At 26.9% G+C, this 26,545-nt stretch carries 26 protein-coding genes; 9 read left to right on the top strand and 17 right to left on the bottom strand.

Annotated elements, in window-relative coordinates:
• Positions 1-147 precede the first annotated feature (147 nt).
• The 7 genes from JRV97_RS06120 to nagA are packed head-to-tail and all read left to right on the top strand — an operon-like array spanning position 148 to position 8,082.
• A complete protein-coding gene (locus tag JRV97_RS06120; protein ID WP_280997222.1) occupies positions 148-1,242 on the top strand; it encodes an ROK family transcriptional regulator in 1,095 nt (364 codons plus the stop codon).
• A 1-nt stretch (position 1,243) separates the two neighbouring features.
• Entirely contained in the window at positions 1,244-2,674 is a 1,431-nt protein-coding gene (locus JRV97_RS06115; protein WP_280997220.1) for a glycoside hydrolase family 3 N-terminal domain-containing protein, read from the top strand.
• On the top strand, positions 2,671-3,879 hold the full coding sequence (locus JRV97_RS06110) for an extracellular solute-binding protein (RefSeq protein ID WP_280997218.1): 1,209 nt from the start codon (positions 2,671-2,673) through the stop codon (positions 3,877-3,879). The genes JRV97_RS06115 and JRV97_RS06110 overlap by 4 nt, the downstream gene beginning before the upstream one ends.
• Positions 3,880-3,933: 54 nt before the next feature.
• A complete protein-coding gene (locus tag JRV97_RS06105; RefSeq protein WP_280997216.1) occupies positions 3,934-4,809 on the top strand; it encodes a carbohydrate ABC transporter permease in 876 nt (291 codons plus the stop codon).
• Positions 4,809-6,044: a carbohydrate ABC transporter permease gene (locus tag JRV97_RS06100; protein ID WP_280997214.1), complete on the top strand. Its 1,236-nt coding sequence runs from the start codon at positions 4,809-4,811 to the stop codon at positions 6,042-6,044. The genes JRV97_RS06105 and JRV97_RS06100 overlap by 1 nt, the downstream gene beginning before the upstream one ends.
• Complete coding sequence (locus tag JRV97_RS06095; RefSeq protein ID WP_280997212.1) at positions 6,041-6,970, top strand: SIS domain-containing protein; 930 nt, start codon at positions 6,041-6,043, stop codon at positions 6,968-6,970. Before JRV97_RS06100 ends, JRV97_RS06095 begins: the two co-directional genes overlap by 4 nt.
• 23 nt (positions 6,971-6,993) lie before the next feature.
• A complete protein-coding gene (gene nagA / locus JRV97_RS06090; protein ID WP_280997210.1) occupies positions 6,994-8,082 on the top strand; it encodes an N-acetylglucosamine-6-phosphate deacetylase in 1,089 nt (362 codons plus the stop codon).
• Between the two features lie 57 nt (positions 8,083-8,139).
• On the opposite strand, the gene JRV97_RS06085 is transcribed toward nagA, so the two are convergent.
• From JRV97_RS06085 to ispD, 17 genes are all read right to left on the bottom strand, one after another.
• On the bottom strand, positions 8,140-9,666 hold the full coding sequence (locus tag JRV97_RS06085; protein WP_280997208.1) for an AAA-like domain-containing protein: 1,527 nt from the start codon (positions 9,664-9,666) through the stop codon (positions 8,140-8,142).
• A 287-nt stretch (positions 9,667-9,953) separates the two neighbouring features.
• Positions 9,954-11,372: a hypothetical protein gene (locus JRV97_RS06080; protein WP_280997207.1), complete on the bottom strand. Its 1,419-nt coding sequence runs from the start codon at positions 11,370-11,372 to the stop codon at positions 9,954-9,956.
• 71 nt (positions 11,373-11,443) lie between these two features.
• Positions 11,444-11,617, bottom strand: a complete 174-nt coding sequence (locus JRV97_RS06075; RefSeq protein WP_280997205.1) for a hypothetical protein — start codon at positions 11,615-11,617, stop codon at positions 11,444-11,446.
• Positions 11,614-11,976 (bottom strand): AbiJ-NTD4 domain-containing protein, encoded by a 363-nt coding sequence (locus JRV97_RS06070; protein ID WP_280997203.1) that lies wholly within the window; start codon positions 11,974-11,976, stop codon positions 11,614-11,616. The genes JRV97_RS06075 and JRV97_RS06070 overlap by 4 nt, the downstream gene beginning before the upstream one ends.
• Positions 11,960-12,094, bottom strand: coding sequence for a hypothetical protein (locus JRV97_RS06065; protein WP_280997202.1), 135 nt, complete (start codon positions 12,092-12,094; stop codon positions 11,960-11,962). The genes JRV97_RS06070 and JRV97_RS06065 overlap by 17 nt, the downstream gene beginning before the upstream one ends.
• A gap of 364 nt (positions 12,095-12,458) precedes the next feature.
• Positions 12,459-14,228 carry a DUF4209 domain-containing protein gene (locus tag JRV97_RS06060; protein ID WP_280997200.1) on the bottom strand — a complete coding sequence of 590 codons (1,770 nt, stop codon included), beginning with the start codon at positions 14,226-14,228 and terminating at the stop codon, positions 12,459-12,461.
• 44 nt (positions 14,229-14,272) lie between these two features.
• Positions 14,273-14,644: a 4-fold beta flower protein gene (locus JRV97_RS06055; RefSeq protein WP_280997198.1), complete on the bottom strand. Its 372-nt coding sequence runs from the start codon at positions 14,642-14,644 to the stop codon at positions 14,273-14,275.
• Between the two features lie 656 nt (positions 14,645-15,300).
• Positions 15,301-15,834 (bottom strand): hypothetical protein, encoded by a 534-nt coding sequence (locus JRV97_RS06050; RefSeq protein WP_280997196.1) that lies wholly within the window; start codon positions 15,832-15,834, stop codon positions 15,301-15,303.
• A 3-nt stretch (positions 15,835-15,837) separates the two neighbouring features.
• A complete protein-coding gene (locus tag JRV97_RS06045) occupies positions 15,838-17,100 on the bottom strand; it encodes an AAA family ATPase (RefSeq protein WP_280997195.1) in 1,263 nt (420 codons plus the stop codon).
• 440 nt (positions 17,101-17,540) lie between these two features.
• Entirely contained in the window at positions 17,541-17,792 is a 252-nt protein-coding gene (locus JRV97_RS06040) for a hypothetical protein (RefSeq protein WP_280997193.1), read from the bottom strand.
• A gap of 461 nt (positions 17,793-18,253) precedes the next feature.
• Positions 18,254-18,853 (bottom strand): dTMP kinase, encoded by a 600-nt coding sequence (gene tmk / locus JRV97_RS06035; protein ID WP_280997191.1) that lies wholly within the window; start codon positions 18,851-18,853, stop codon positions 18,254-18,256.
• Between the two features lie 10 nt (positions 18,854-18,863).
• Positions 18,864-19,538 (bottom strand): tRNA1(Val) (adenine(37)-N6)-methyltransferase, encoded by a 675-nt coding sequence (locus JRV97_RS06030; RefSeq protein ID WP_280997189.1) that lies wholly within the window; start codon positions 19,536-19,538, stop codon positions 18,864-18,866.
• Entirely contained in the window at positions 19,535-21,304 is a 1,770-nt protein-coding gene (locus JRV97_RS06025; protein WP_280997187.1) for a hypothetical protein, read from the bottom strand. The genes JRV97_RS06030 and JRV97_RS06025 overlap by 4 nt, the downstream gene beginning before the upstream one ends.
• Positions 21,305-22,165, bottom strand: a complete 861-nt coding sequence (gene hflC / locus JRV97_RS06020; RefSeq protein ID WP_280997185.1) for a protease modulator HflC — start codon at positions 22,163-22,165, stop codon at positions 21,305-21,307. It lies immediately after the preceding gene.
• Positions 22,162-23,145: an FtsH protease activity modulator HflK gene (hflK, locus tag JRV97_RS06015; RefSeq protein ID WP_280997183.1), complete on the bottom strand. Its 984-nt coding sequence runs from the start codon at positions 23,143-23,145 to the stop codon at positions 22,162-22,164. Before hflK ends, hflC begins: the two co-directional genes overlap by 4 nt.
• A gap of 50 nt (positions 23,146-23,195) precedes the next feature.
• Complete coding sequence (locus JRV97_RS06010) at positions 23,196-24,059, bottom strand: deoxyribonuclease IV (RefSeq protein ID WP_280997181.1); 864 nt, start codon at positions 24,057-24,059, stop codon at positions 23,196-23,198.
• The gene (gene ispD, locus JRV97_RS06005; RefSeq protein ID WP_280997179.1) at positions 24,052-24,747 is read right to left on the bottom strand and encodes a 2-C-methyl-D-erythritol 4-phosphate cytidylyltransferase; all 696 of its coding nucleotides are present in this window, start codon (positions 24,745-24,747) and stop codon (positions 24,052-24,054) included. Before ispD ends, JRV97_RS06010 begins: the two co-directional genes overlap by 8 nt.
• A gap of 126 nt (positions 24,748-24,873) precedes the next feature.
• Between ispD and JRV97_RS06000 the strand changes: the two genes are divergently transcribed.
• Positions 24,874-25,818: an ROK family protein gene (locus JRV97_RS06000; RefSeq protein WP_280997177.1), complete on the top strand. Its 945-nt coding sequence runs from the start codon at positions 24,874-24,876 to the stop codon at positions 25,816-25,818.
• A gap of 14 nt (positions 25,819-25,832) precedes the next feature.
• Positions 25,833-26,543 carry a rhomboid family intramembrane serine protease gene (locus tag JRV97_RS05995; RefSeq protein WP_280997175.1) on the top strand — a complete coding sequence of 237 codons (711 nt, stop codon included), beginning with the start codon at positions 25,833-25,835 and terminating at the stop codon, positions 26,541-26,543.
• The last annotated feature ends 2 nt before the right edge of the window (positions 26,544-26,545 follow it).

The raw sequence follows: 26,545 nt of genomic DNA, 5'->3' as shown, positions 1-26,545 counted from the left end.
AAATTTAACGATATTTCTAATTATTTACTTTTAATTGCTTCTGTATCTTTCTAAACTTCTATAATATCATTTTAAATATTACTAAAATTATGTTATAAATTAATTAGTTGATTGAAACAACCAACTAATTAAAAGAGGTGAAAAATGATGATAAAAATAACTGATTCATTAATAAAAATTCTTAACTTTCTTTGGAAAAATGAAAAAACCTCATTAATGGAAATATCTAAAAAAACGAAATTAGAAAAATCCACAGTTTCCAGAACATTAAATAAATTAAAAGAAATAAATTTAGTTAATAAAATAGGCGAAACAGATGCTTCGCCACAAGGCGGAAGGAAAACAAATATTTTATCACTCAACTACACAGCTGGTAAAATACTTGGAATGTCTGTAGAGCAAGATGGAATTGAGTATGTTATTACGTATTTAAATGGTGAAGTGATAAAAAAGGAGAGAATAAATAAAGAAATTTTAGAAGAAAATATTACAGAAGAAATTTTAAAAGTTATAAATCAGAATATTGATGAAAATATGTATGGTATAGGTATTTCTGTTCCTGGTATTGTTGATTCAAAACATGGAATTATTATACATTCTAAAGCACTTAAAATAGCAAACTTCAACCTTGCAGATAAAATAGAAGAACATATAAATATTCCAATATATATAGAAAATGATAGTAATTGTGGAGCTTTGTATTTTAATTTAAATAATAAGAAAAAAGCAAAAAATTTGTTGTATTTTCATATTTCTGTTCCATATTACATTAAGCATTCTATTGGCATAGGGGTTGGGATTATTTTAAAAAATAAATTATATCATGGCAGTAATAATTTATCTGGTGAAGTTGAAATAAAACATCCGTTACTCAATGAAAAAAATAATATCACTTTTAAGGATATTTTAAATTATGATGAAAAAAGACTTTTAAATGACGGAAATGAATTTTTAGAATTTTATTCAGAAGAATTAGCAAAGTTTATTAGTATCTTTGATCCAGATGCTGTTTTGATAGGCGGAAATATTACCATGTTACCCAAAAAGTTTTTAGACACTTTTATTAAAAATATAGAAAACAATATTTTTTTAAATGATTATAGAAAATTATGTATTAGCTACGCATCTTCACAAGATTTTTTAACTTCACACGGTGCAGCGTCACTTATTTTGCATAAATTATTTTCAACTGATGAAGGAATTGAAAGGTTTTTGACAACATATTTGAAAAAGAGGGGATAATATGAATTTTGGAAAGTTGTTTTTTTTGGGATTTCCAGATGGGTTTGACGATGAAGCTTTAGAAATAATAAGAAAATACAAGCCTGCAGGAGTTATCCTTTATCCAGGAAATATGAAAAGTGTTGAGGAATTACAAATATCGATGGATAAACTTTATAATTTGGACATCCCTTTGCTAATATCTTCAGATCATGAGGGGGGTCAATTAGAAACCGTACCAGGTATATTATCCTCTTCAGGGAATTATGCTATGGGAAAATTGGGAAAGCCTGAATATGCATATAAGTATGGTAAGTATCTTGGAGAAAAATTAAAAGAATTTGGTTTTAATATGGTATTTTCTCCTGTACTTGATGTATTACATAAAAGTTCTAGTGCAGTTACAGGATTTAGAGCATTTTCTACATCTGCAGATGTAGTTGCAGAATACGGAATTCAATATATAAGAGGTTTGAAGGAGAGTGGAATTTTGCCAACTGGGAAGCATTTTCCGGGTCATGGTAAGGCAGCACAAGATTCTCATGAAGAAAATGCTATTGTATATGATTTTTCATTTGATGATGAAGATATTATACCATTTAAAAAATCATTGAAAGAATTAGAGATTTTAATGACATCACATGTGATTTATGAACCTGTAGATAATGACATAGCAAGTGTTTCAAAAATAATTATTAATGATTTTTTAAAAGAAAATTTAAAATTCAAAGGTCTTGTTATTAGTGATGCTATTGAAATGAAAGCTTTCTATAACAATTATTATTCAAAAGAAGGAGTAATTAAATTTTTTAATAGCGGTGGAGATATTTTAATGGTGGCGGAAGCAAGACAAAATTTCAAAAAATTATATGCTTTTTTTGAAGAAGCTATTAAAGATAAAAAAATAAAGATAAATGTGATTCAAAATAAGATTAAAAAAATAGAAGATTTACAAAGAAAATATTATAACAAAGATTACTCAGGAGAATTATTAATGGATATTGCAAAAAGAGCTTTAAAAATAAATATAAAAAATAATTTTGATAAGGATAATTTAACTTTTTTAATACCGGAAGCTAAGAACTTAAGCCCTGCAGATACTACGGCTAATGATTTAGAAAAACTAGAAAATTTAATAAATTCAGAATTTAAAAATTGCAAAATAATAAAATATGATCCTTTTACTGGTTCAGTTAATAAACTTCCAAAAAGAGAAGAAAGTGTAGTTTCTTTTGTTCTTGATTCTTTTAGGTTTAAAAAACAATTGAACTTGCAAAAGAAATTAAAACATTTTTCCAGCAAAGTGCTTTATATAATTATTAGAAATGATGAAGATTTAGAAAATTATCTTTCAGAATCATATATTGTAACTAATTCAACAAAATTAATTTCATTATACCAAGCTATTAAAGCTTTTAAAAAACAATTTTTGAAAGGGGAGGTAAGTGTATGAAAAAGTTAGTGCTTGTAGTATTATTGAGTATGTTGTTGGTATTTGCCTTTGGAAAAACTAAGATTACATTTTGGGGATTTATGCTTGATGACGAATCTTCTGCAAAGATTTTAGGTGAATTTATGAAAGAAAATCCTGATATCGAAGTAGAATATGTTCAATTGGCATGGTCAAATGGTTTTGATAAAATTGTTACATCTATTGCTGCAAATAATGCTCCTGATGTGGTGGAACTCGGAAACACATGGGTTGCAAATTTTGCTAGTCAAGATGCTATATTAAAAATGGATAATTATGCATCTAAAGTAAAGGATAAATATTTCGGTTGGGATTCTGTTGCTTACAACGATCACTATTGGGCATTACCATGGTTATTAGGAACAAGAGCTTTATTCTTCAACTTAGACTTATTTGAAAAAGCAGGACTAGATCCAAATAATCCTCCAGAAACATGGGAAGAATTATATGACGCTGCACAAAAAATCGATTCTTTAGGTGATGATATATATGGTTTTGGGATGTGTGCAGGAGAAAACTTCAGTCCATGGCAACAATGGTTCTTACCTGCAGTATGGGGAAATGAAGCTTCTATATTATCAAAAGATATGAAAAAATCATTATTATACTCAACAAAAGTTATAGAAACAGCAAAATTCTATCAAGCATTATCTAAATATTCTTTAAAAACAAAACAAGCAGATTTAGCTAAAGCATTTGGTGAAGGTAAATTAGGTATGTATGTAAGTGGCGCATGGGATATTTCTGGTATAGAAAGCAATTATCCAAATATATTATTTGATGTTGCATTATTACCAAAACCAAATAAATGGAGTGGATATCATGCATCATTTGCAGGAGCAGAAGTTTTAGCTGTTACAAAACAAGCAAAAAACAAAGAAGCCGCTTTAAAATTAATAGAATACTTATTAAGATCTGATGTTGCTATGCAAGTAACAAAATTAGTTCCATCTGTATTTCCATCAGTTGTAGGTGCTGATAAAGATCCTTGGTTTGAAGATCATCCTATGCATCAAGTATTTTATGAACAAAATAAATATGCTAAACCTGCACCATCACATCCACAATGGTTTAAGATACAACAATACTTAACAGAAGCTATTGAAAAAATAGTACTTGAAAATGGTGATGTTGAAAATACATTGAGATATTACAATTTGAAAATACAACAATTGTTAAATCATTAAAAAAGTGGCCTGTGCAGTCCCACCTGCACAGGCATCTTAAGGAGTGACTAAAAAATGAAAAAACATAAAAAATATAATATAGAAACTCTTATATTGCTTTCACCGTTTTTAATAATTTTTTTAATTTTCGGTGTTTTTCCTATAGTTTATTCTTTTTTTATGAGTTTTACAGATTATAGTGGAATAAATCCACATTATAATTTTATTGGATTATCAAATTATATAAGAGCTTTTCATGATGAAGTATTTCTTATTGCTCTTAAAAACACTTTTATATTTGTGCTTGGAACTATTCCATTCACAACAACATTTTCATTATTGCTCGCTTTACTAATAAATAGCAAATATTTACCGTTAAAAGACCTTTTTAAAGCTGGATTTTTTTTACCATCAGTAATTTCAATGGTTGTAATATCCACAATATGGACATATTTATATAGTGCAAATGGTTTTTTCAACAATATGATGAAACTATTTGGAATGAACGCTTTAGGAACAAGTTGGTTGGCTTCAACTAAAACGGCTTTATTGTCTATAATGATAATGGATATTTGGGCAGCTATAGGATATTATACCATATTGTTTTTAGCTGGGTTACAGGGAATACCGAATGAAGTATATGAAGCTGCATCAATTGATGGTGCTTCAAAAAAACAAATATTTTTTAATATTACTTTGCCATTATTAAAACCAACTTTATTTTTCATAATTTCATTAAATACAATTAGATCATTTCAGATATTTGCAGAAATTTTTACAATGACAGGAGGAGGACCTTCAAATTCTACACAAACTGTGGTTCATTATCTTTATCAAACATCATTTAGGCAATTTGATATGGGTTATGCATCAGCATTAGCATACATTTTAATGGCAATAATAATGTTCTTTACAATAATTCAAAAGCGTCTTCTCAGGAGTGATATATAATGAAAAGATTTTTATTCCTAACTTTTATGTTTGTTTTATTGATAGTATCTCTATTTCCATTAATAACAATGTTTTATACTGCTATTATACCAGAAGGAAATCTTACCCATGTGGTAAAAGAAAAATATTTAAATGATTTTGAGATAAAATACATTAAATATATAAAAAGAAAGGTTAAAACATATGATGGAGCGAAATTAAGTATTTCTAAAGATTCTCCAGAAACAAAACAAAGTATTAAAATTGATTTATTGCCTTCAAAAACACAAAGAGTAGCTTTATTAACTAATGATCTTGATTTAAGAGTGATGAAAAATCTTACGTTTTACTTTAAATCAAATAATATAAAAAATTTCAATCTTATATTTTATGATGTCGATGGTAAAACCACAGAACTTGAAATTAATAATAATTCAGATAAATGGAGTAAAATTGCAGTAAATTATAAAACATTGAAAAATAAAGGAATTGATTTAAAACATATAACTAAAATTGCTTTTTCTTTTAAACCAAATCAAAAAGCAAGTGTTTTTTTGGATGATTTTAAAATAGAATATAAATATCCAACATTATTAAATTTCATAAATGTATGGAAAGAAAATAATTTTGCAAGATATATATTTAATAGTTTAATTGTTGCTATTATTGTAGTTATAGGAAATATTATATTTTCTACTATGGTTGCCTATGGTTTTGCAAGAAGAGAATTTTTTGGCAAAAACATATTGTTTATGATTGTATTAGCTACCATGATGATTCCACCACAAACTACTATTATACCTGTATTTATAATCATGAAAAACCTTGGATGGATTGATACATATTATGCTTTAACAATACCATTTTTAGTAACACCATTTGGAATATTTTTACTCAAACAATATATTGAACAATTACCAATTGAGTTAGAACAAGCAGCTTATGTAGATGGAGCAAATACGTTCCAGATATTATTTAAAATAATATTTCCATTATCCAAACCAGCAATAGCTGTAATGGGAATAAATACATTTATTACATCATGGAATATGTTATTTTATCCTCTCGTTATGACTACATCAAAAGAAATGAGAACAGTACAAGTAGGACTTGCATTATTTCAAAAGTTTAATCAAGTAGAATGGCCAACTTTGATGGCAGCATCATCTATTATAGGAATACCAGTTATAATTGCATTTTTAGTATTTCAGAAACATATAATTTCTGGAATTACACAAGGAGCGGTGAAAGGATGAAAGGTAAATACACAATAAAAGAAATAAACAGGATACCAGAATTATTAGAAAAAGAGAAAGAATATAAAATAACATATAACAAAAACAAAAAATATACTTTTGTTGGATGTGGATCATCATATAATTTAGGACTAATAACAACTAAAATGTTAAACAAATATGGTTATAAATCAAATACTATATCTGGTGGTGAAGTAATAGTTTTTGACAAAGTACCTCAAACAGATATAGCAATATTTATATCAAGAACAGGAGAATCAACAGAAACGGTAAAAGCTGTTGAGAACTTTAAAAAAAGAAAAATTAAAACAATAGGTATAACATGCACACCTGAATCCTCATTAACAAAAATATGTGATGAAACATATATATTTGAATTTGCTAATGAAGAAAGTGTTGTAATGACAGGATCATTTGTATATATACTTAACTTCTTACTAAATGGAATAAAATATACGGATTTAACAAAGGATGCTGAAATAATAATATCAAATATAAAAGAACGAATAGATACAATAGACTTAAAAAAATATAATCATTATGTATTTCTTGGATTTGATGAACAATATGGTATTTCAAAAGAAGGAGCATTAAAAATACAAGAAATGGCAATACAAAATGTAGAATATCATGAACCGTTAGAATACAGACATGGACCAAAATCCACATTAAATGAACATACACTAGTAATAATAAACTCAAAAGATACAGAAGAAGAAACAAAATTAGCAAAAGAATTAAAAAACATGGGAGCAGAAGTTATACTAATAGGGAAAGAAAAGGATATAGATATACCATACAACAACGGATTTGAATCACCATTAAGAATGATACTTCCACAATATCTTGGATACAAAAAAGCATTAATTGAAGGATATAATCCTGATCAACCAAGAAATTTAAGTAAATCTGTTATTTTAGACTAAAAAAATTAATGAGGTGTATAAATATGGAAATTAAAAATATTCTTATTGTGGATCCTATTGATGGTGAATATGTTGGAGATATTATTATAGAAAACGATATTATTAAACAAATCATTAAAAAAGATAATAATTATTATGATTATATTTTAATGCCAGGATTTGTTGATACACATACACATGGATACATGGGTGTAGATTTTATGAATGCACCTAAAGAAGATTTAAAAAGATGGGCAGAGTTGAACTTTTCTCATGGTGTAACAAAATTTTATCCAACAACAGTATCTGCATCAAAAAAACAATTAAAAGAAATAGTAAATAATTTTCAATCTATACTTTCTATTTCCGGAATACATTTAGAAGGTCCTTACATAAATAAAGAAAAAAAAGGAGCACAAAATGAAGCATATATATATCCCCCAAAATTAGAAGACTTAAAAGAAATAATAAACGAAAATGTAAAACTAATAACTATGGCACCTGAAGTGGAAAATTTCTTTGAAGTTATTGATTATTTAAAAGGAAATGGTGTGATTATTTCTTTGGGCCATTCAAATGCAAATTATGAATTATTTAAAAAAGCATTAGAAAAAAATATAATTAGAATTACACATTTTCCAAATGCTATAACATCATTACATCATAGATCAATTGGTGGTGTTGGTGCAGGGTTACTTGAGAAATTTAAATTAGAAATGATTGTGGATAAAATTCATTCTTCACCTGAATTTATAAAATTGGTATATAAAACAAAAAATATTGACGATATTATACTAATCACAGATTCTATTTCTGCAACCAATTTGGAAGATGGTGAATATTCTCTTGGTGGATTAAAGGTTATAGTTAAAGATAAAAAAGCAACACTTGAAGATGGAACAATAGCTGGAAGCACATTAACCTTTGATGATGGCGTTAGGAACTTTTATAATATTACACAATGTTCATTAAAAGAACTGGCAAAAGTTTCTTCCTATAATGCTCTTCAAAATCTAAATATTAAAAATGAAGGAAGAATAAAAGAAGGATATATTGCCAATTTCGCCCTTCTAAACAGAGATCTTGAAATCAAAAAAACTATATTCCACGGTAATATTGTTTATGAAAAATAATCATAAAAAAGTACAGGTGGATTTGTTAATAGATAAAACCGGGTGACCCGGTTTTATCTATTTGATTTTGGATGGATTTTCAAAATTTGTTTTTATAAACCACACATGAATTTTTACTCCATCTTTTTCTTCTATTATATATTTAAAATCTTCTATTGTGTTTGAGTATATTATCAACCATCCTTCTTTTAATCCTTTTCTTTTTATATATTCTATTAATTGTTTTTTCGCTTTTTCATATTCATCTGTATCTATGTTGGCTTTTATTTCTATTAGATATTCCATATTATTTAGATTTATTAATAAATCTATTCTTCCTCCACCCACTTGTGTTTCTGGATATACTTTTCCTTCTGTTGCTTCAACATATAAACTTAGAAATTGATCTAAATTATATTGATATACTCCTTCATAATAATTCCTTCCTTTAAACATTATTGCTCCTCTTTGTTTTATATATTCTATATATCTTTTCATCAATTTATTTAGGTCTAATATACCGTTACTTATGTAATTCTTGACTGTTTCTCCAAATGGTTTCATTTTTTCTTTTTCGCTATTTATTTGTGGTTTAAATCTGTCATATAATGCTTTATAGTATAACGGCACTCTTACACAACATTTCCCTTCACAATTATCTATTACTCCATTTAAATATAAGTAGTTTATCCTTTCATCATATATATTAAATTCAACGCTTCCTGGTTCAAATAATATTTTCATTACCAATTCTTTTTCTTTCTTTGCTTTGTTTATTATATTGGCTATGTTTTTATCTATATATTTTCTTAGATAATCATACAATGTCTTTTCAAAATGAGATTTTGTTATTATCTTTTCATTTTTTGCTTTTTTTGCCACTAAATCATATGCTAATGCATTGGTTAATCCAGGTTGTCCTCCTGCATTATGCCATATAAGTTCTTTTACTTCTTCTTCAAATATTTGCCCTGTTTCTTTTTCATGTTGGTTTAATAAGTCATATACCTGTTCTTTTGTAAAATATGGCACTTCCATATGCTCTGCTATATTAAATGGACTTGCATTATCTTCTAATATCCCACTTAAATATCCTACGCTTATTAATATTACACTTCTTAATCCATATACTTCTTTATTATGATATATTGTTCTTATTACATGCAAAAATTGATTCATTATTCTTTCATTATCAAACCTTTCAAATTCATCTATCATTAACACTAATTCTTTACCTTTTGTTATGTATAGTTTTTCTATTGTATTCCTTATATCATCAATATTTTTTGGTGTTTTTTCAATTAATTTTTCTTCTTTATATATCTTTTTATATGACCTGTTAATATCCTCTACTAATGTTTCAAGAAAATCTTTTTCATCTTTATTCATATAACTCTCAAATGAAATAAATATAGGCAAATATTTGTCTTTTATTTTTTCCACTATTTCGTTTAAAAATGTTGTTTTTCCTGTTTGTCTTGGCGCTGATACTGTAAAGTATCTCCAATTCTCTATATGATCAATTGCTTCTTTCATCAATTCTGGTCTTTCTACATAGTAACATGTTTTTTTATCAACAGGTCCGCTTGTACAAAATCTTCTCATCTTTTCACCTCCATAACTGAATTATATCACAATCCAATAACAAAATTTATCAATCATATATCAGCTATTCCGTTGATACACAAACCAATACCTCTTTGACTTAATGTAATAAAAAAACGGGTTTCAAAAACCCGGCAATTTTAATAAATATAAACTTTACTTTGACATGAATTTGAAGAATGTGCTTTTACACAGAAAAAGACCTGCTGTGTGGATACAGACAAAATCTGTTTTATAAACCAAATATATAATTTACTATCTTTAAATACTTCAATTAATTTTAGATTTCAATTTAATAATTCATCGAAAAAATATCTTTTACACTCTTTTATATCTTTATCAAAAAATCCTGTATTGGTTAACCTTAAACATACATTATCTAAAAATGTTTCGACAATTTTTTTATTCTCTCTCAAAATATCTTTTGAAATATTTTTAAGAATTATTTCAACATTTTCAAGTGCATGAGAAGATTCAAGGATTTGATTTATTTTTCCACGACCTTTGTTCTCTTCAATATTCGTAAATAAAGTTTTTAATTGTCCACTATCTGTAACTAAATATAATAAAGGAGAAATTGTATTCCTTATAAACTTATATGCTCCATCAAACCATGAAAGATTTTTTAGATGTTCTATTGAACTTTCTAAAAATATTTCTTTTAATTCTTCATTAAAATACTTTATATAAATATTATATTTTTGTAACTCAAACAAATTTATATATTCAATATATTTTTTAGTAATTTCTTTTACGCTTTCATAATCATTTTTTCCCATTTGAAATTTAAAAATGATAAATAAAATTGGAAAAAATTCTCTTTTCCATTGAGGAAGATCATCAAATATTGTTAACTGTTCCTCAAGATATTTTATTAGTACTTCTTTCCCTTTTGATATATAATTCAATATCTCTGGCTCTTCAATAATAATCCAAATTAGTTTTTCTATCTCTTTAGTGGAAGCTATTTTATTTAAACATTTTTTAACTGCTTCATCTTCAAAATATTTCTGTTTATGTCTAAGCAAAACAAGAAATAAATTCTTAAGATTTTCATGCTTAGCTTCTCCAAATAAATATCTCTCTATTGTCTCTATAACCAAATTCCTTAAAAAGTATTTTCCTCCTTTCTCAAGGTACTCTTCTATTACTATTTTTTCAAACTTTTCATATAATGTTGGAAAATAAGGTCCTAAAATCTCTTTGAATAGATATTTGGTTGCTTTTTTATTTAAAATTGGTGGTTGGGACAATATTATCTCAATTGCATTTCTTATAACCATTCTTACATCTTCTGCTGTTGGAGTAAAAAATTCTTCTTTTAATAAATGCATCGATAAATGAGCCGACATATTTCTTAAATCTTTAATAAAAGAAAGCTTTTTGCAATCAACTTTATCAATTAAATCAAGTTTTTTATATAGATATTCTTCAATCAAATTCCATTCACTAAAATATTTCCCTTCATTTAATTTTTTTTCAATATCTTCCTGAATTTCTTGGGCTTCATTATCTTCAAAATACTTAGCAAGGTAACTTATTTTTTTATACGTGTCATATAAAACTGTGTTCCAAGTTAGAATAATAGCTGCTCTATAAGCTCCAACATTATAACAAATCATAGCTTCTTTCATAAGTTTTTTAACTTCTTCATCAAAAATTGTAAGTAGTAAATTTTCTAAGTCAATTATTCCCAGATTATTCATTCATATTCACTCCTCATCAAAAATTAAAAACCGAAAAAAGCTGTTAACACCCCAAAATATAAATATTCAATTTATTTTTCAATTAACCCTATCTTTGACACTTTTTCAATAAGATAGTTAACATATGCAGAACAAGAAACCAACATAAACTTTGCTTCATCAAAAGATATATTCGTACTTTCTCCTTCAAGAAGCGCATGTCTAATCCCTTTTTCATCACTTGTATATCCATATAGTTTTTTCAATGCTTCTCAATCTCTTTTATCTCAATATCATCTATTATAGGAACAATCTGTTTTTCAATAATTCTATATCCTGATTTTTCCTTTCCCAAAACTTTATTACAATATTTAATAAAACTTTTAGTGATATAATCATTGGAATAATTATTAATTGTAAATTCGATAAAATCATATATTTCGTACCACTTACAGGTAAAAAAATAATCTTTTATATTTTCATAAATATCATTCCAGTAGTAAATTTTTCTTTCCTCAAAACTGCTATAATGAAATGGTATCTCATCAATTGACTTTTTAAAAAATTTATCATAAAGTTGAAAAATAAAAGGATTTAAGTTACCATAACTAAATGTTTTTTTCAATATCTTTAAAATAAAGTTGCATAGAATTCCATAATCTATGTTTTAAAGTTTCATCTATAGACTCAATTTGTACAGAATTTTTAATAGGTTTATATCCATTTTTTTCAGAAAATAGCATTGTTATCACCTTCTAATTAATAATATTTTATTGTAATTCATTTATTATATTTAACAAGCAAGAAAACTAAAAGGGTAAATTCTAATTATTAGAATTTTCCTTTTGATTGTTTTAAATTTAAACCATTAATTGATTCTATTTCAAATAAACATTTAAGCTTTAAAGTCCTCTATTTCTTCTTTTAAATGCCTGCATATATTGATTAAAAATAGTAAATGTTTCATAATATATCTATTAAATTATAATCATGAGAAACATATTTTTCGCATTTAAAAACATAACAGTATAATGACATTTTTGATTTTATAAAACTTGCTATTGCATATAAAAATAATTTATGAAAATAAATATAAAATTATTAAAATCATTTTTCTTCTTTTACCAAAGCTAAACATAAAAGTGCATGAAATATTCTATCAGCAGAAATTTGATTAAAATCTTCTACGTTACTTATACCGTGACACATATTGTTACGAAGATTCCATCCTCTTGGATCAGTAAGTAATACTCTTAAATACAAGGACATATCCTCTGTTAAAATGCCAATTGCTCTATTTTCTCTTAATAGACCATCCAATGTTTTATAATTAAATCCATCAGAAGAAGAAGTCTTTAAAACAGGGATTCCGATTAATTCTGCTAAATTTCTAATTATTGCTTCAATTTGTGGAATCAAAATATGTAAAGCTTTTATAAATTCCTTATTTAAATAAGCTTCTATTCCTTGAATGAAAAATTCTCTTCTTTTTTCATCGAAAATAGGTGACTCATAAAAATAATCAACAATCTTTTTAACATCTAAATCAAATTTTTTTATTAATGTATTTATTGTTTCATTTAAAAGAAATGCATCAATTCCCATATTTTGCGAGATTTGAAGACTAATATGTCCATCCATATCTTCTTCTAATGAGCCTACTGAACAAATTACACGCCCTTCTCTATCTATAATTTTTCTGCTAAATAAATATGTAAGAGGTGCTTCTTGAGATAATTCCCTTAATTGCGTTTTAATTTCTTCTTTTTTAGGAATATAATATAAAGCAACTTTTTTCAAAGAATTTCTTAAATCATTAACTATTATATTGTCAATGAATTTTTTAATTTCTTCATTTGAAATTTTTATGGAAGCTTCTATTGTCTTTAATTCAGATACTACATTCTTACCAATTTTTTTAATTTCAAAAGAAATTCTATCTGCCTCTTTTTTTAATCCATACTTAATATAAAAATGATACAATTCTTCAAGAAAAAAGCTCTTAGTAAAAAACGAAATTTGCCCAGATAGTCTTTGAATTACTTTTTCAAAATTAATTAATATCTCTTTTGTTTTTTCTTTCTTTTGGTGTCTGGAATAATAATCTACTAATAAAACTACTGCTCTTTTAACTGCCCAATAATCATTTCTCATTAATAATCTTTTAAATCTTTCTTCTAATCTCTCAATGATTATTTGTTTTTTATCTTTACTTAATTTTATATTTTTATTTTTAATAAGTAATTCATATGAAAATCCCCATAAACCTGGTTTATCATCCTCCGATATTTTTTCTTCGTAATTAATGATTGTATCTATTAATATATTTATTAGTTTTTTATCATTAATACTTAATGCTATAGATAAAGCTCGCTTGGCTTTATTTTTTATTACATCTATAGTATATTTATGTAAATCTTTTTCCATAATTTCTACAACACTATCTACAAAAATCTGAGCAATTGAATAATCAGGCTTTTTCCCCGTAATTATAGAAGAAAAATCCCATACTAAATTAGAATATCGCGCTCTAAGAATTGGATGTTTAGATTCTTTGGCTCTTTTTTCCCAATAGATGATGATTTCAGAGCTTAATTTCTGGATGCTGGGATATTCAAACATTTCTCCTTTTTCATTTGACCAAACAGAAAAAGGTCCAAAATAAGTATCCCAACACATTTTATTATCATTGCAATTCTCTATCAAATCAAAAGCTATTTGTTCCCAAATTAAAATTTCTGGAGGATCTTTTTCAAACTCATTTTTTATAAAACTTTTAATTTTTTGCGATATTTCATATTCTGATATTTTCTCTGATATTGCATCTAACTCATACAGAAACTTTTTTATTTCTTTATTTTTATGTTCTTTATCCATAAACATGCCTACTCCTTTTATTTGGAAATATTGCACATAACATTTCAAATATATAATTGATAAAAGAATTCTTCTCCAGAAAAATCTGACCATAATAGTTGTCTAACAGGTTTAAAAGGTTGGATCTCTTTTATACTTTTTATTGGATTTATTTGTTTTATGTTCTTGATAGGCTTTATTTGTTTTACAGGTTTGATCGGACCATATGCTGATGAAATTTCAGTAAAGAAAACACATTTTCCTGAATGTTCAATAACCCAACCATCTTCAAGCCAACCCAAATGTTTCCCGGAATACGCATAAATTGAGTTGTCTTTAATATAAGCCACAGGTCTTCCATCAAAAAGATAAATGTGTAGTCTATCTTCTGTATATGCAACTGCTCTACCTTCTTTATCATAAAATGTTAATTCCATATATTCCACCTCCCAAAATATTGTTTAGCTATTTCGTATATTAACTGCTCATACATACTTTCTTAAAATAGTTATTATTTTTAAAACTGTTATTTTATATGTTCTTTTGTCTCCAAAAATAAAATTAATTTTAATTAGATAAACTAAAATCACACAATTTTTATATAAAATACTACACCAAAAAACCTCTCATATTCTTCAATTAAAAGTTTTTTGATTTTAAATTTTTCTTTGCTTACTTTAATTTTCATAATTTTCTTTACTTTCATATTAATATCTCCATACCAATTTTACCATAAAATTAAATTTGGTTTATATTATCAACTAATTTTAACTATTTTTTAACTTAAATTAATATATCACTTGATATATTAAAAATTTAACTTTTTCACAATAAAAAACCTCTACATTACCCTTCAATAACAAAATTTATCAATCATATATCAGCTATTGTCATACAAGAAAATATAATTACTACAACCATCAATGCTTGTAGAAAAAAAAAAGAGATGAAGTAAAGATTTCTTTTGATGTTTATGAATTTTTTGAGTTAGTTCAGTAAAAAATAACCGGGCTTAAGCCCGGTTACAGTTTGTATTGTTATTTTTAAAACCAAAAGAAACCAATTATTTTATTTTTTAGTTTTTCCAGTATATTTAATCAGCTATTATATTCATTTGATCAATAAAATATTTAAACGATTTGTTTTTTTGAATTGCAACTTTAATAGAAAAATTTTTTAAAATTTCAATCATAAAGGCTATGCGTGAATCAAAGTTATCAGGTATCATATTATTAAATGATTCTTTCGTAATTTCATCGGTATTTTTAATTATGGGAATTTTCAACATTTGGCATTTTTCATTACTCAATCCAGCAAGATACCAACTTTCAATTTCTTTTATAACTATAAATATCTTATCTTCATCAATATTTTTCAACATATGCTTTATTTCACTTTTTTTACTTGTTGTAGAAACTGTATTATCAATATCATGAGCAAAAATATAATCTGCATTCATTTTTTTTATACTTATAATAAAATTATTAACCTTATCTTTTTTCATTTTTGCATATTTTATAATATTAATCGAATTATATTTGCTGGATAATTTAAATCTTATTATATTGTCAAAAAATCTTTCATCATCCTCCCCTTCAACAAAAATATATAATTGTTTAAAACTCATAATCTACCCCCTGAGTAAATTCTGAATAAATAATTCTTCAATTCCTATTTCGTTTTCTAAAAATATTTTCACTTCTTCTTTATCTGCTGGCCTGGAAATCGTAGAAAACCCTTTATTATCACGAGAAACTAATAAAATGTTATCTAAATTTGTATATTTTACTATTTCTGGATTATGTGTTGTAACAATAATTTGCTTCCTTTGTGATGCATCTTCCATCATTTCTACCATTTTTGAAATAAGATAAGGATGAATATTTCGTTCTGGTTCTTCAATAATAGTTAGATTTTTTTTCTCAAAATATAAGGTTATAATTAAAGCTATTATATTTATAGTTCCATCCGAGATTAAAGATGCTGGTATATAATTATTCTTAAAATATTTCTCTTCTAATTTAAAAAGCAAAGATTTATCCGCTAATTTTTCTACATCAAGATTAGATATAAATGGCAAAATGTCTTTTACAAGATTAAAAAGTTTCTTTTTCTTATTCGTATTTTTTATAATATTATTGAGAATAATTGATAAGTTACTTCCATCTTCCTCTAATTCGGCTTTTCCTGTAATTGGAATAGCTTTTTTTGGCAGTTTTGGATCAAAATCATAAATCGAAATATCTCCAAAAGCTTCTATTAAAGGAAATGGAATAATAAAATAAGGAGTATTTATCAAAAGAATATTATTAGACAACTTTTCTTTTATAAAAAATTGAGGATATATACTATCTTCTTTTATGGAGACATTATCAGGACTTTCAAGGTGTATTTTTATTTTACCATTATTTTCTCTTGATATAATGAGTTTTCCCTCACCAAGAAAATTATCTTCTTTCAGTTTTTTGCTCTTTTCTTCAGATTTAAAAATTTTAAGTTTTTGAACCAATTTATCTTTTACAATTTTATATTTTGAACTTCTTTTATAGAACTCTAATTCAAATTCATAAAATATTTCATGAATTTTTATTAAAAAAAATTCATCTTTAACCTTCTCAAGAAAAATTCTATCTTCATCAAAAGAAAATACAGATTCTATAGACAAATTTTCTGCTGAGCCAATATTTATATTTCTAATATATTCAACATCACCTTGTATAGAAATAGCGTTATCTAATCCTAACTTTGCGATATCTCTCAAAAATTCAAAAATATGAATGAAATTGGATTTTCCACCTGCATTCGCACCTATTAATACATTAAAATTTTTGAGTTCAACTTCTAATTCATTAAAACTTTTAAAATTTTTAACCTTTAATTTTTTTATTTTCATTTTCTTTTCCTCCAAATAATTATGAATCTTACGCAAATAAGAATTTCTTCAACTTATTTATATCAAACAAATTTTCTGCTATTTCTATAATTCTTTCTTTTTTCAAAAGGTCGAATTTCTTACCTTTTTATTATTGATTAAATTTTTTATAACTTTTATTTTATTACACTATAATTTTATCATAAATCTCCTCATTTACACAAGTATTCGTAGTTATTGTAAAAAGATTATGAATTCTTTGGCTTAATATAATAAAATAATTTAGGCCGGGGTTCACCCGGCCAGTTTTTAGTATAATATTTATTCCTCCTGACTTTGACAGAGCTTTTATAATTTAATCTCTCAAAAAGAGAAATAATAAGAAAAATAGCAATTGTTAACTTTTTGCAAAAAAGAGAAATTAGACACACATCTCCCTCTTTTAGCTATTCATGCGTGTTTTAGAAGTATTTTTCTTTAAACTCTTCTGAATCCATCATTTTTTTAGGTTTTTCTATTTCGGTAGCATGTATTTTTTTGTGTAAATACTCCTTTTTAGATGGGAATAAATTAATAAATTGAATTATTATTTTTTCATTTCTCCAGGATAAATTAACCAACGTCCTTCTGGTTTCCAGGCTATTAATTTTTTTCTTGAAATCATTTTTCGTAATTTTTGTCCTGTTTTGAACCAAAATAGTCAAACAGGACATTTGTTTTCTTTTTATTTATAAAAACTTTATACTATTTTAACATTTAAACTATCGATAAAGTATTTTCAAAAAAATAATATGAGCGAATACTTGAAAATTCTCGAAAAAATATGAATGAAGCAGTATATTATTGGAATTCAAAAATAAAACGAATGAAAACTCGAAGATTGTTAGGTTTTCATAAAAGAAAGTTTATAAAAATAATGTGATGAACCATTGAAAATTCCCGAGAAAATTCGAATGAAGCAGGTCAATTTTGCATGGATGCAAAATTGAGTGAAACCGAACACGGATGTGAGTTTGATACGACCTGTGAAAATGAGAATTTTTGAGGACTCAGAATTTTCACCTGGTGAAGAGCATTATTTTATAACTTTCTTAGTTTTTTCAGATTAGCAATCAATCGTTTGAATAAGTTTTATTTTGATTCCAATTTTAAGGATTAGAATTTCCCACTCTTCTTATCTCATGTACTTTTTTATAATATTCAATAAAATATTAAATTCTTCATTTAAATCCATTTCACCACTGATTATTTCAATATTTCTTTCAGGGAACCAATCTTTTAATTTCAAAAATCCTTCTCTTGTCTTTTCAAAAAACTCTTTTCCTTCACTTTCTATCCTATCCCTATTTTTATTCGCCATTCTTTTAAAAGACGTTTCAACAGAAACATCAACAACAATGGTTAAATCTGGCATAACTCCATCTAAAGCATGTTTATTTATTTCATACACTTCTTTCCATCCTAATTCTCTTGCATATCCCTGATAAACTATCGATGAATCAACAAATCTATCTAAAATAATAATTTTATCCATGTTTGGTTTAATTAATTCTTCTATTAATTGTGCCCTACTGGCTGCAAACAACAATGCTTCACTGACGTGACATATATTATAATTTCCCAAAAGTAATTCTCTTATTTTTTCGCCTAATTCTGTTCCACCGGGTTCTCTATTCCAGATAACAGGATAATCTTTTAATTTAAAATATTCCACTAATTTTTTAGATAATGTTGATTTTCCTGAACTTTCTATTCCCTCAAAAGTTATAAGCATAATTACCTCCTTATTCTCCGCTACTTTTTAGAAATACAGGTGGATATATTTTTAAATTCTCTCCTCCATTTTTTCTTAAAACTCCACCTATTAGCTGCGCTGTCCCATTTTTATTTCCATAAGCTATATACATTTCTTGAAGCATAAAATTATACTTTTTGGCTAAATTTAGGAAGGTTATAAAATATGTAGGATGATATACAAAAATCATTCTCTTTTTGTTTTTTAATGCATAACTTGCAGTTTTAAAGAATTTTTCCAGATTATTCTTATCAAATGTCCTTGCCTTTTTTCTGTCTTCAAAGGGGCTTTTCAATGATTTATCTGAATAATGTGGTGGGTTGGTAACAATACAATCTATGGATTCTCTCTCTATATATTTTGAAATATTTTCAATATCATCGTTTATAAATTTCACTCTATCCTGAAGATCATTCTCTTTCAAATTCATAATAGAGTAATCATATGGTTCTTTTTGTAGCTCAAAACCAGTAACTTCGATATCTTTGTATATCTTTGCTAATGCAAGTGATACACTGCCGATTCCAGAACCTAATTCCAATATTTTCTTTTCATTTTTTAAAAACTTTGAGATTTCAATAAGAAATGTTGTTCCGTGTGTTGGTGAATGAAATTTATTAGGTGATTTTAAATTTAATTGTCTAAAAACTTCATCTAAATTCACTTTACCACCACACTCGTATTCTCTGTAATCGTCGCCACTCTGGTTTTATATAATACACTTCTGGAGTATCCTGAAATATCTATTGAATCAATATTGGAATTCATTATTTTAGACCATGAAAATTCATCCTGTTTTATCTTCTTTACATTGGTTTTATCCAAAAAAATCTTGCTTAAACCATTTATATACATATCAACAAAAGAAGATTTTTCTGAATCAAAAATATTTACATTTTGAAAGTTCAAATTATTAAATGTACTTTCTTTAATATAGATTTCCTCAGTATTATGAAAATTCAAATTACTTTTATATCCCAGCGTATTATATAAGCACACTCTAAAATCATTTGTTGAAAGCAAATCTGACCCTTCTAAAAATTCAGAATCCTCTAAATATATTAATTTCGCATTTTTACCAATCACTTTAATTTTATCAAAAATAGTTTTTGATGCAATAAAAATACCACCATCTACTATAATTTCACCATTACCACTAATTAACGATTTACCAGCTCCCGGCATAATAAAAAACAAACCTTTTATTATCAATTTAGAATTTGATACAAATTTTAAAACACTTCCAGATTCAACCATAACAATACTTTTTTCACCAAGGACTGTTTGGCCTCCAATTAAAAATTCAGAATTTATTTGCGGCAAATATAGATTTTCTTCAGAAGACTCAAGTATATTTCTTACAAGATGTACAAATGTCCCTGAAAATCTTATTGTTGGTCGAGATGGAAAGCTTAATGTTCCGTATTTACTCTTTTTCCTTATCATAGCTACATTTGAATCTGTCAATCTGGCATATGCCGCTTTTGTTTCTAATTCCTGTTTCCAACCATATTTGTATGGCACTTCAACCACATATGAATCAACATCTGTTTCATAATTCCACCCAAATGTGTCCACAGAAAAATCTATTAATCTTGGATTACCAGTTGCAATTGACGGAATATTATTTTCCAACTCTATATTTACCTTTTTTTCTGCATAATTGTTTCCGTTGTCAATAACAACTAATGTTCCTTCTTTAGAACCTTCTAATAATACTTCATCTATATTTATCAGTGAATAACTATTTTTTTCAGTTTCAAGTAATATGTTCAGATTATTCGTAGGTGTCCAATCATCTGATACTTTAATATTAGTTTTACCAAACAATGATATCTTTAAATCATCATTTAAAATTTTAGGCCTTTCATCATTATCAGTATTTATTTCTATTATTTGTGGTTTAGATTTATTACCATATTTATCCTTAGCATATAATCTATATTTAATAATTCCCTTATTTTTTTCTATAGGTATTTTTAAACTAATATTAAAATTATATTTCTTATTACCATTTTCCAATATAAATTTTTCTAAATCTGTAGCTGGGGATGAAGCTGTTAAGTTTAATTCGCCACCTTTTAAATAATAATTCAAAAATACTATATTTGGTGGTATATCATCAAAATAAATGGTAAATTTCTTATCAAAAATTTTCTTATTCTCAGAAAACACGGATATCAAAACTTCATTTTTACCTTCTTTTAAATCAGAAAAATAATAATAATTTCCTTCTTTTTTCACATTAATTTGCATATTATTTTCGTCAAAAAATTTTAAATCATAATTATCAATATTCACATCAATTTTTATGGGAAAAGAAGGTGACACAACGTCACCTTCAATTGTTATATTTACCTTTTTTTCTGGATTAAAACATGAGCTTAACAATAATACTAAAAACAATAATGGAATTAAAACCTTTTTCATTTATTTTCCCTCATATAAAAATTTTAAAATTGGTGAATCTGGTGATAATATCAACATACCATCTTTAAATGATTGCTGATAAATGTCTGCCAATCTTCTTAATTCAAAGAAATCTGGACTTTTATTATATGCTTCAGCATATATTGATATTATACTTGCATCTGCTGTACCTCTGATAATTTCTGCATTCTTTTGTGCTTCTGAAGTTATTATTTTTACTTTTTTATCAGCTTCTGCTTTAATAATTTCTGCTTCTCTCTGACCTTCTGCTCTTATTTGTGCAGCAATTGAATATCTTTCTGCCATCATTCTATTATATACAGATTTTGAAATATCTGGTGGCAAATCTGTTCTTTTAACTCTAACATCTACAATTTCAATACCAAACTGTTTTAGATTTTCACCACTACGTTTTGTAATCTCGGTTAACATCTCTTCTCTTTTTTTGGATAAAACTTCATCTAATGTATATTTAGCTACCAGGTCTCTAACATTTGAATATACTACATCATCTATTCTTGTTAAAGCCAATTGAACAGACCTCATACTCTCCATAAATGTTTTTGGATCATTAATTCTCCAGATTGTGTATGTATCAACAATAACTGTTTTTTTATCTGCTGTAATAATTCTTTCTGGTTCAATATCATATAACATTAGCCTTTTTTCAAATTTTACCACATTATCAATAAATGGTGTTTTAAAACTTATCCCAGGTTCTGTAACAACTTTCTTAATTTGACCAAATCTTAACACTACAGCTTGCTGTTCCTGATTAACAATAAACAAAGAAGTTGTTATAAATAATATAACAATAACTATAATTATGCCTAATATTGTAAATTTGGTTGTTTTTTTCATTTTGTACCACCACCTAATTCAGGTAAGTTAAGCAATTTAAGTGTTTCAGAACTATCAACAATAATTTTTTGCTTTGCATTTTCCAATAAATCTTGAATTGCTTCGAGTATTATTCTTTTCTTTGTAATATCTTTAGACATATTATACTCTTTTAACATTGCTTTAAATCTTTTAGCTTCACCAGTTGCTATTGCTACCTTTTCATATGCATATGCTTCTGCATCTCTTAATATTTTTTGTGCTTGTCCTTCAGCTTTAGGAATAACATCATTTGCATATCTATTTGCTTCGTTTATAAATTTCTCTTTATCCTGCTTTGCACTATTAACATCATCAAATGCTTTAACTACTTCATCTGGCGGAGCAACTTCCTGCAAATAAACATTTTCAACTTTAATACCAGCACCATATGAATCTAATATCTTTTGTACTTTAGCTGCTGTTTCCATAGCTATTCTATCCCTTTCAGAAGTTAAAACATCATCAATAGGATTAATTGCTACCATTTCTCTTAATACACTTTCAGTAGCAAATTTCACCATATCAAAACCATTTAATATCCTGAATGCAAACTTTGCTGGATCTGAAATTCTATATTGTACAACAGCTTCAAGACTTACAATGTTTTCATCGCCTGTAATCATTAATGCCTCTTCCGAAACCGGCTGATACTCTATTTTCCCCCTATAATTCACTGTTCTAAATCCAATTTCAATCTTTTTCAACGTTTTAATATCCACTATTCTATGTGTTTGAAATGGATAAGGCAAATGCCAATGAATTCCAGGGCCTGTGCTTGCTGTATATTTACCAAAAGTCAAAACTAATCCCATTTCCGATGGCCCAACTTGATAAATACTTGTACTAAAATAACCTAAAACCAATAAAACAATAATCAGCCATAGTATTCTCTTGAAAAAGCTTTTTCTTTTCTTTGGCTTTTCCTCTTCAACATCAAAAATCTCAAAGTTGTCTGTCATACTCCCACCCCTTTCCGGTGTTTAATTTAAAATTTTATTTTTTTATATTCTTACCTGGTATTTAGTTTCTCAAATATGCCTTTTACTACCTTGATATCTTCAGCATGTTCTGAATCATCACCAGGCGTCTCAAGATGCATCGGCAGTTTAATAATTTCATCAAAAGATAAAAATGTTTCAAACCCTTTTATCCCTATTTCACCTTTTCCAATAAACTCATGTCTATCTTTACCGGCACCCAATGGAAATTTAGAGTCATTCAAATGAATCATTTTAAACTTTTCTAATCCTATATATTTATCTATTTCATCTAATAATCTTTTCACATCCTCTTTATCTCTTATATCATAATTAGAATCAAAGCCATGACATGTATCATATGTAATACCCAATTTATCTTGAAAATTGCTTCTTTTTATTATTTCACCAAGTTGTTTCATATTCCAACCTATATTTCCACCTTTTTTTGCAACATTTTCAAGAAGGATAACAACATCTAAATTCTTTAATTCTTCTAAAATAATATCCAACGCTTTAGCAATTCTATCATATCCAAATTCATCACCTTCACCAAGATGAGAACCAGGATGTACATTAAAATATTTAATACCCAGATGCGCTGTGATTTTTATTTCTTCTTTCATTAAATTAATGGATTTTTCCCAATTTTCATCCTTTGGTGTTGCAAGATTAATCAAATATCCAGAATGAACAAGCACATCATCAAAAGATATATCAAATTCTTTCATTTTTTCTTTAAATTTAACAACATCTGATTCTTTTGGTTCTTTAACTTTCCATGTTCTTGGACTATGACAAAAAATCTGAAATGTATTACCGCCTATATTTCTCGTTGCTTCTGGCACCTTGTGAAATCCTTTAGAAGTACTCATGTGAGCTCCAATTTTAAACATTTATTTTACCTTCCTTTATTAACCATTTTGCAAATTTTATATCAAAATCCGTTGTTATTTTTATATTATATTCTTCACCTGGAATAATTCTTACAAAATTTCCCGCTTTGTGAAATATACTCGCATCATCTGTAAAACTTTTTAATTCATTCTCAAAGTTCATATACGCTTTATATAATTTTTGAAAATCAAATGTTTGTGGTGTTTGATGTAAATATATCTCATTTCTATCTAAAATTTTATCTATAACATCCCCTATCACATGAGAAACAGAATTTTTTTCAGGCAAAGCTAAAACTGCCGAACCGTTTTTAATAGCAATTTCTATACTTTCATCAATTTTATCAATACTAACAAAAGGTCTTGCCGCATCGTGAATTGATACAATAGAAACATCAAAACCAAAAACGTTATATATATATTTCAAGCCATTAAATACAGACTCCTGTCTGGAATCTCCTCCCTTAATTATATCATACACTTTGTTAATTCCATAACATTCTTTTTTCGTTTTTTCCATAAAATTTTCATTGGCAACTACAATTATCTTATCTATTAATTTTGAATATTCATATTTTTCTAATGCAATTCTTAACAAACTTTTATCCAAAATCTGGTAAAATTGTTTAGGATAAGTTAATTTTGTCCTTTCGCCTTTACCAGCAGCAACAATAATACCAACATTCATATAATCACCTCAAAAATTATCATCTTTAATCTACAAAATTAAATTTTAAATAGTTTCATTTTTATTATACTACATAAATATGTTAAAATTACAATTAACAGATTAAGAAAGAAGGGAGAGAGTATAATGTATTTAATTGGAGTTGACCTTGGAGGAACCGAAATAAAAACAGGACTGGTTTCAAAAGACAAAGGAATTATCAACAAAGTTGCTATCCCAACAGAAGCTAATCTTGGGGCTAAAAAGGTTACTGAAAACATTATAAAAACAATAAAATTAGTTGCTGAAGATAATCTAAATAGGGTGGAAGGTATAGGAATTGGTTCTCCGGGATCAATAGATAGAGACCATGGAATTGTAAGATATGCACCAAACCTTCCATTTCACAACTTTGAATTAGCACATTCTATCTCAGAAGAACTAAAAATTCCAACATTTGTTGAAAATGATGCAAATGCTTTCGCTTTAGGAGAATGGTATTTTGGTTCAGCTCAAGGATTAAAACATTTCGTCGCTCTAACATTGGGAACAGGAATTGGTGGAGGTGTAGTTTCTCACGGAATACTCATCACCGGAAAAGACGGCATTGGAACTGAATTAGGTCATGTTATAGTAGATCCAGACGGACCATTATGTGGTTGTGGATCAAGAGGATGTATTGAAGCTATTGCTTCTGCAAAAAATACTGCAAGATGGGCAAAAGAATTTACAGTAAAAATTCCAGATAATAAAGTAGTAGAATTAGCTGGTAGTATAGATGCCATTGAATCAAAACATGTGTTCATGGCATTAGAGCAAGGAGATTTCGTTGCACAAATGGTTGTTGACAAAATAACAGATGCTTTAGCAAAAGCTATAGCTAATTTTGTTCATATTTTTAATCCTGAAATGATTATTATTGGTGGTGGAATGAGTAAAGCTGGAAAATTCCTAATCAACCCAATAAGAGAAAAAGTTAATCTATATCTAATGCCATCATTTAGAAATTCATTTAAAATTATGTTATCATCATTGGTAGAAGATGCTGGAATCTTAGGCGCATCTGCTGCTGCAATGTATCATTCCAGATAGTTGAGGTGAATTTTATGGATTATATAAAAAAGTTTTTTAATTTTGATAATGTTACTCAAAAAATATTCACATGGAATATTCTAATTTTTGTATTAATGTTTGTTTTTGGTGGTGGATTTCATGCTTTCTCAAATGTTTATACATTAATCTTTGCAGGTGCTCAATATGGAAAATTAATAACCATTTCGCATCAATATTTTAGATTCATCACTTCTATGTTCGTTCATGGAGGTTTTTTGCATATATTCTTTAATATGTATGCATTATATTACATCGGAAATATAGTAGAAAGGGTATATGGACCATATAAGTTTATAACAATTTATCTCGCTTCAGGTATTGGAGGAGCTGCGTTAACACAGCTTTTCATGCCAAATGCATTTTCAGTTGGAGCCAGTGGTGCTATTTTCGGCCTTATTGGATTATTATTTGGCGCCGGATTCAGAGATGACACACCACCAATGTTGAAGCCAATGACGGGAACAGCTTTATTACCAGTAATAATTATCAATTTAGTTCTTGGATTTACCGCATCTGGAATAAATAATTTTGCACATATTGGTGGATTAATAACTGGATTTACATTCGGATGGCTAACCTCCGTTTCAGATACTTACACCTCATATAAAAAATGGAAAATCTTAGGATATATCAGTTTTGGTTTGATTACTGCTTCATTTATATGGCTTTTGATTTTTGATATTCAATATTTAATAGGGGGCTAAAA

The sequence above is a fragment of the Marinitoga aeolica genome (assembly GCF_029910535.1).
In the GTDB taxonomy this organism is placed as follows: Bacteria; Thermotogota; Thermotogae; order Petrotogales; family Petrotogaceae; genus Marinitoga; species Marinitoga aeolica.
Note: the sequence above shows the minus strand (reverse complement) of the source record. Positions and strands in the feature narration are given on the sequence as shown.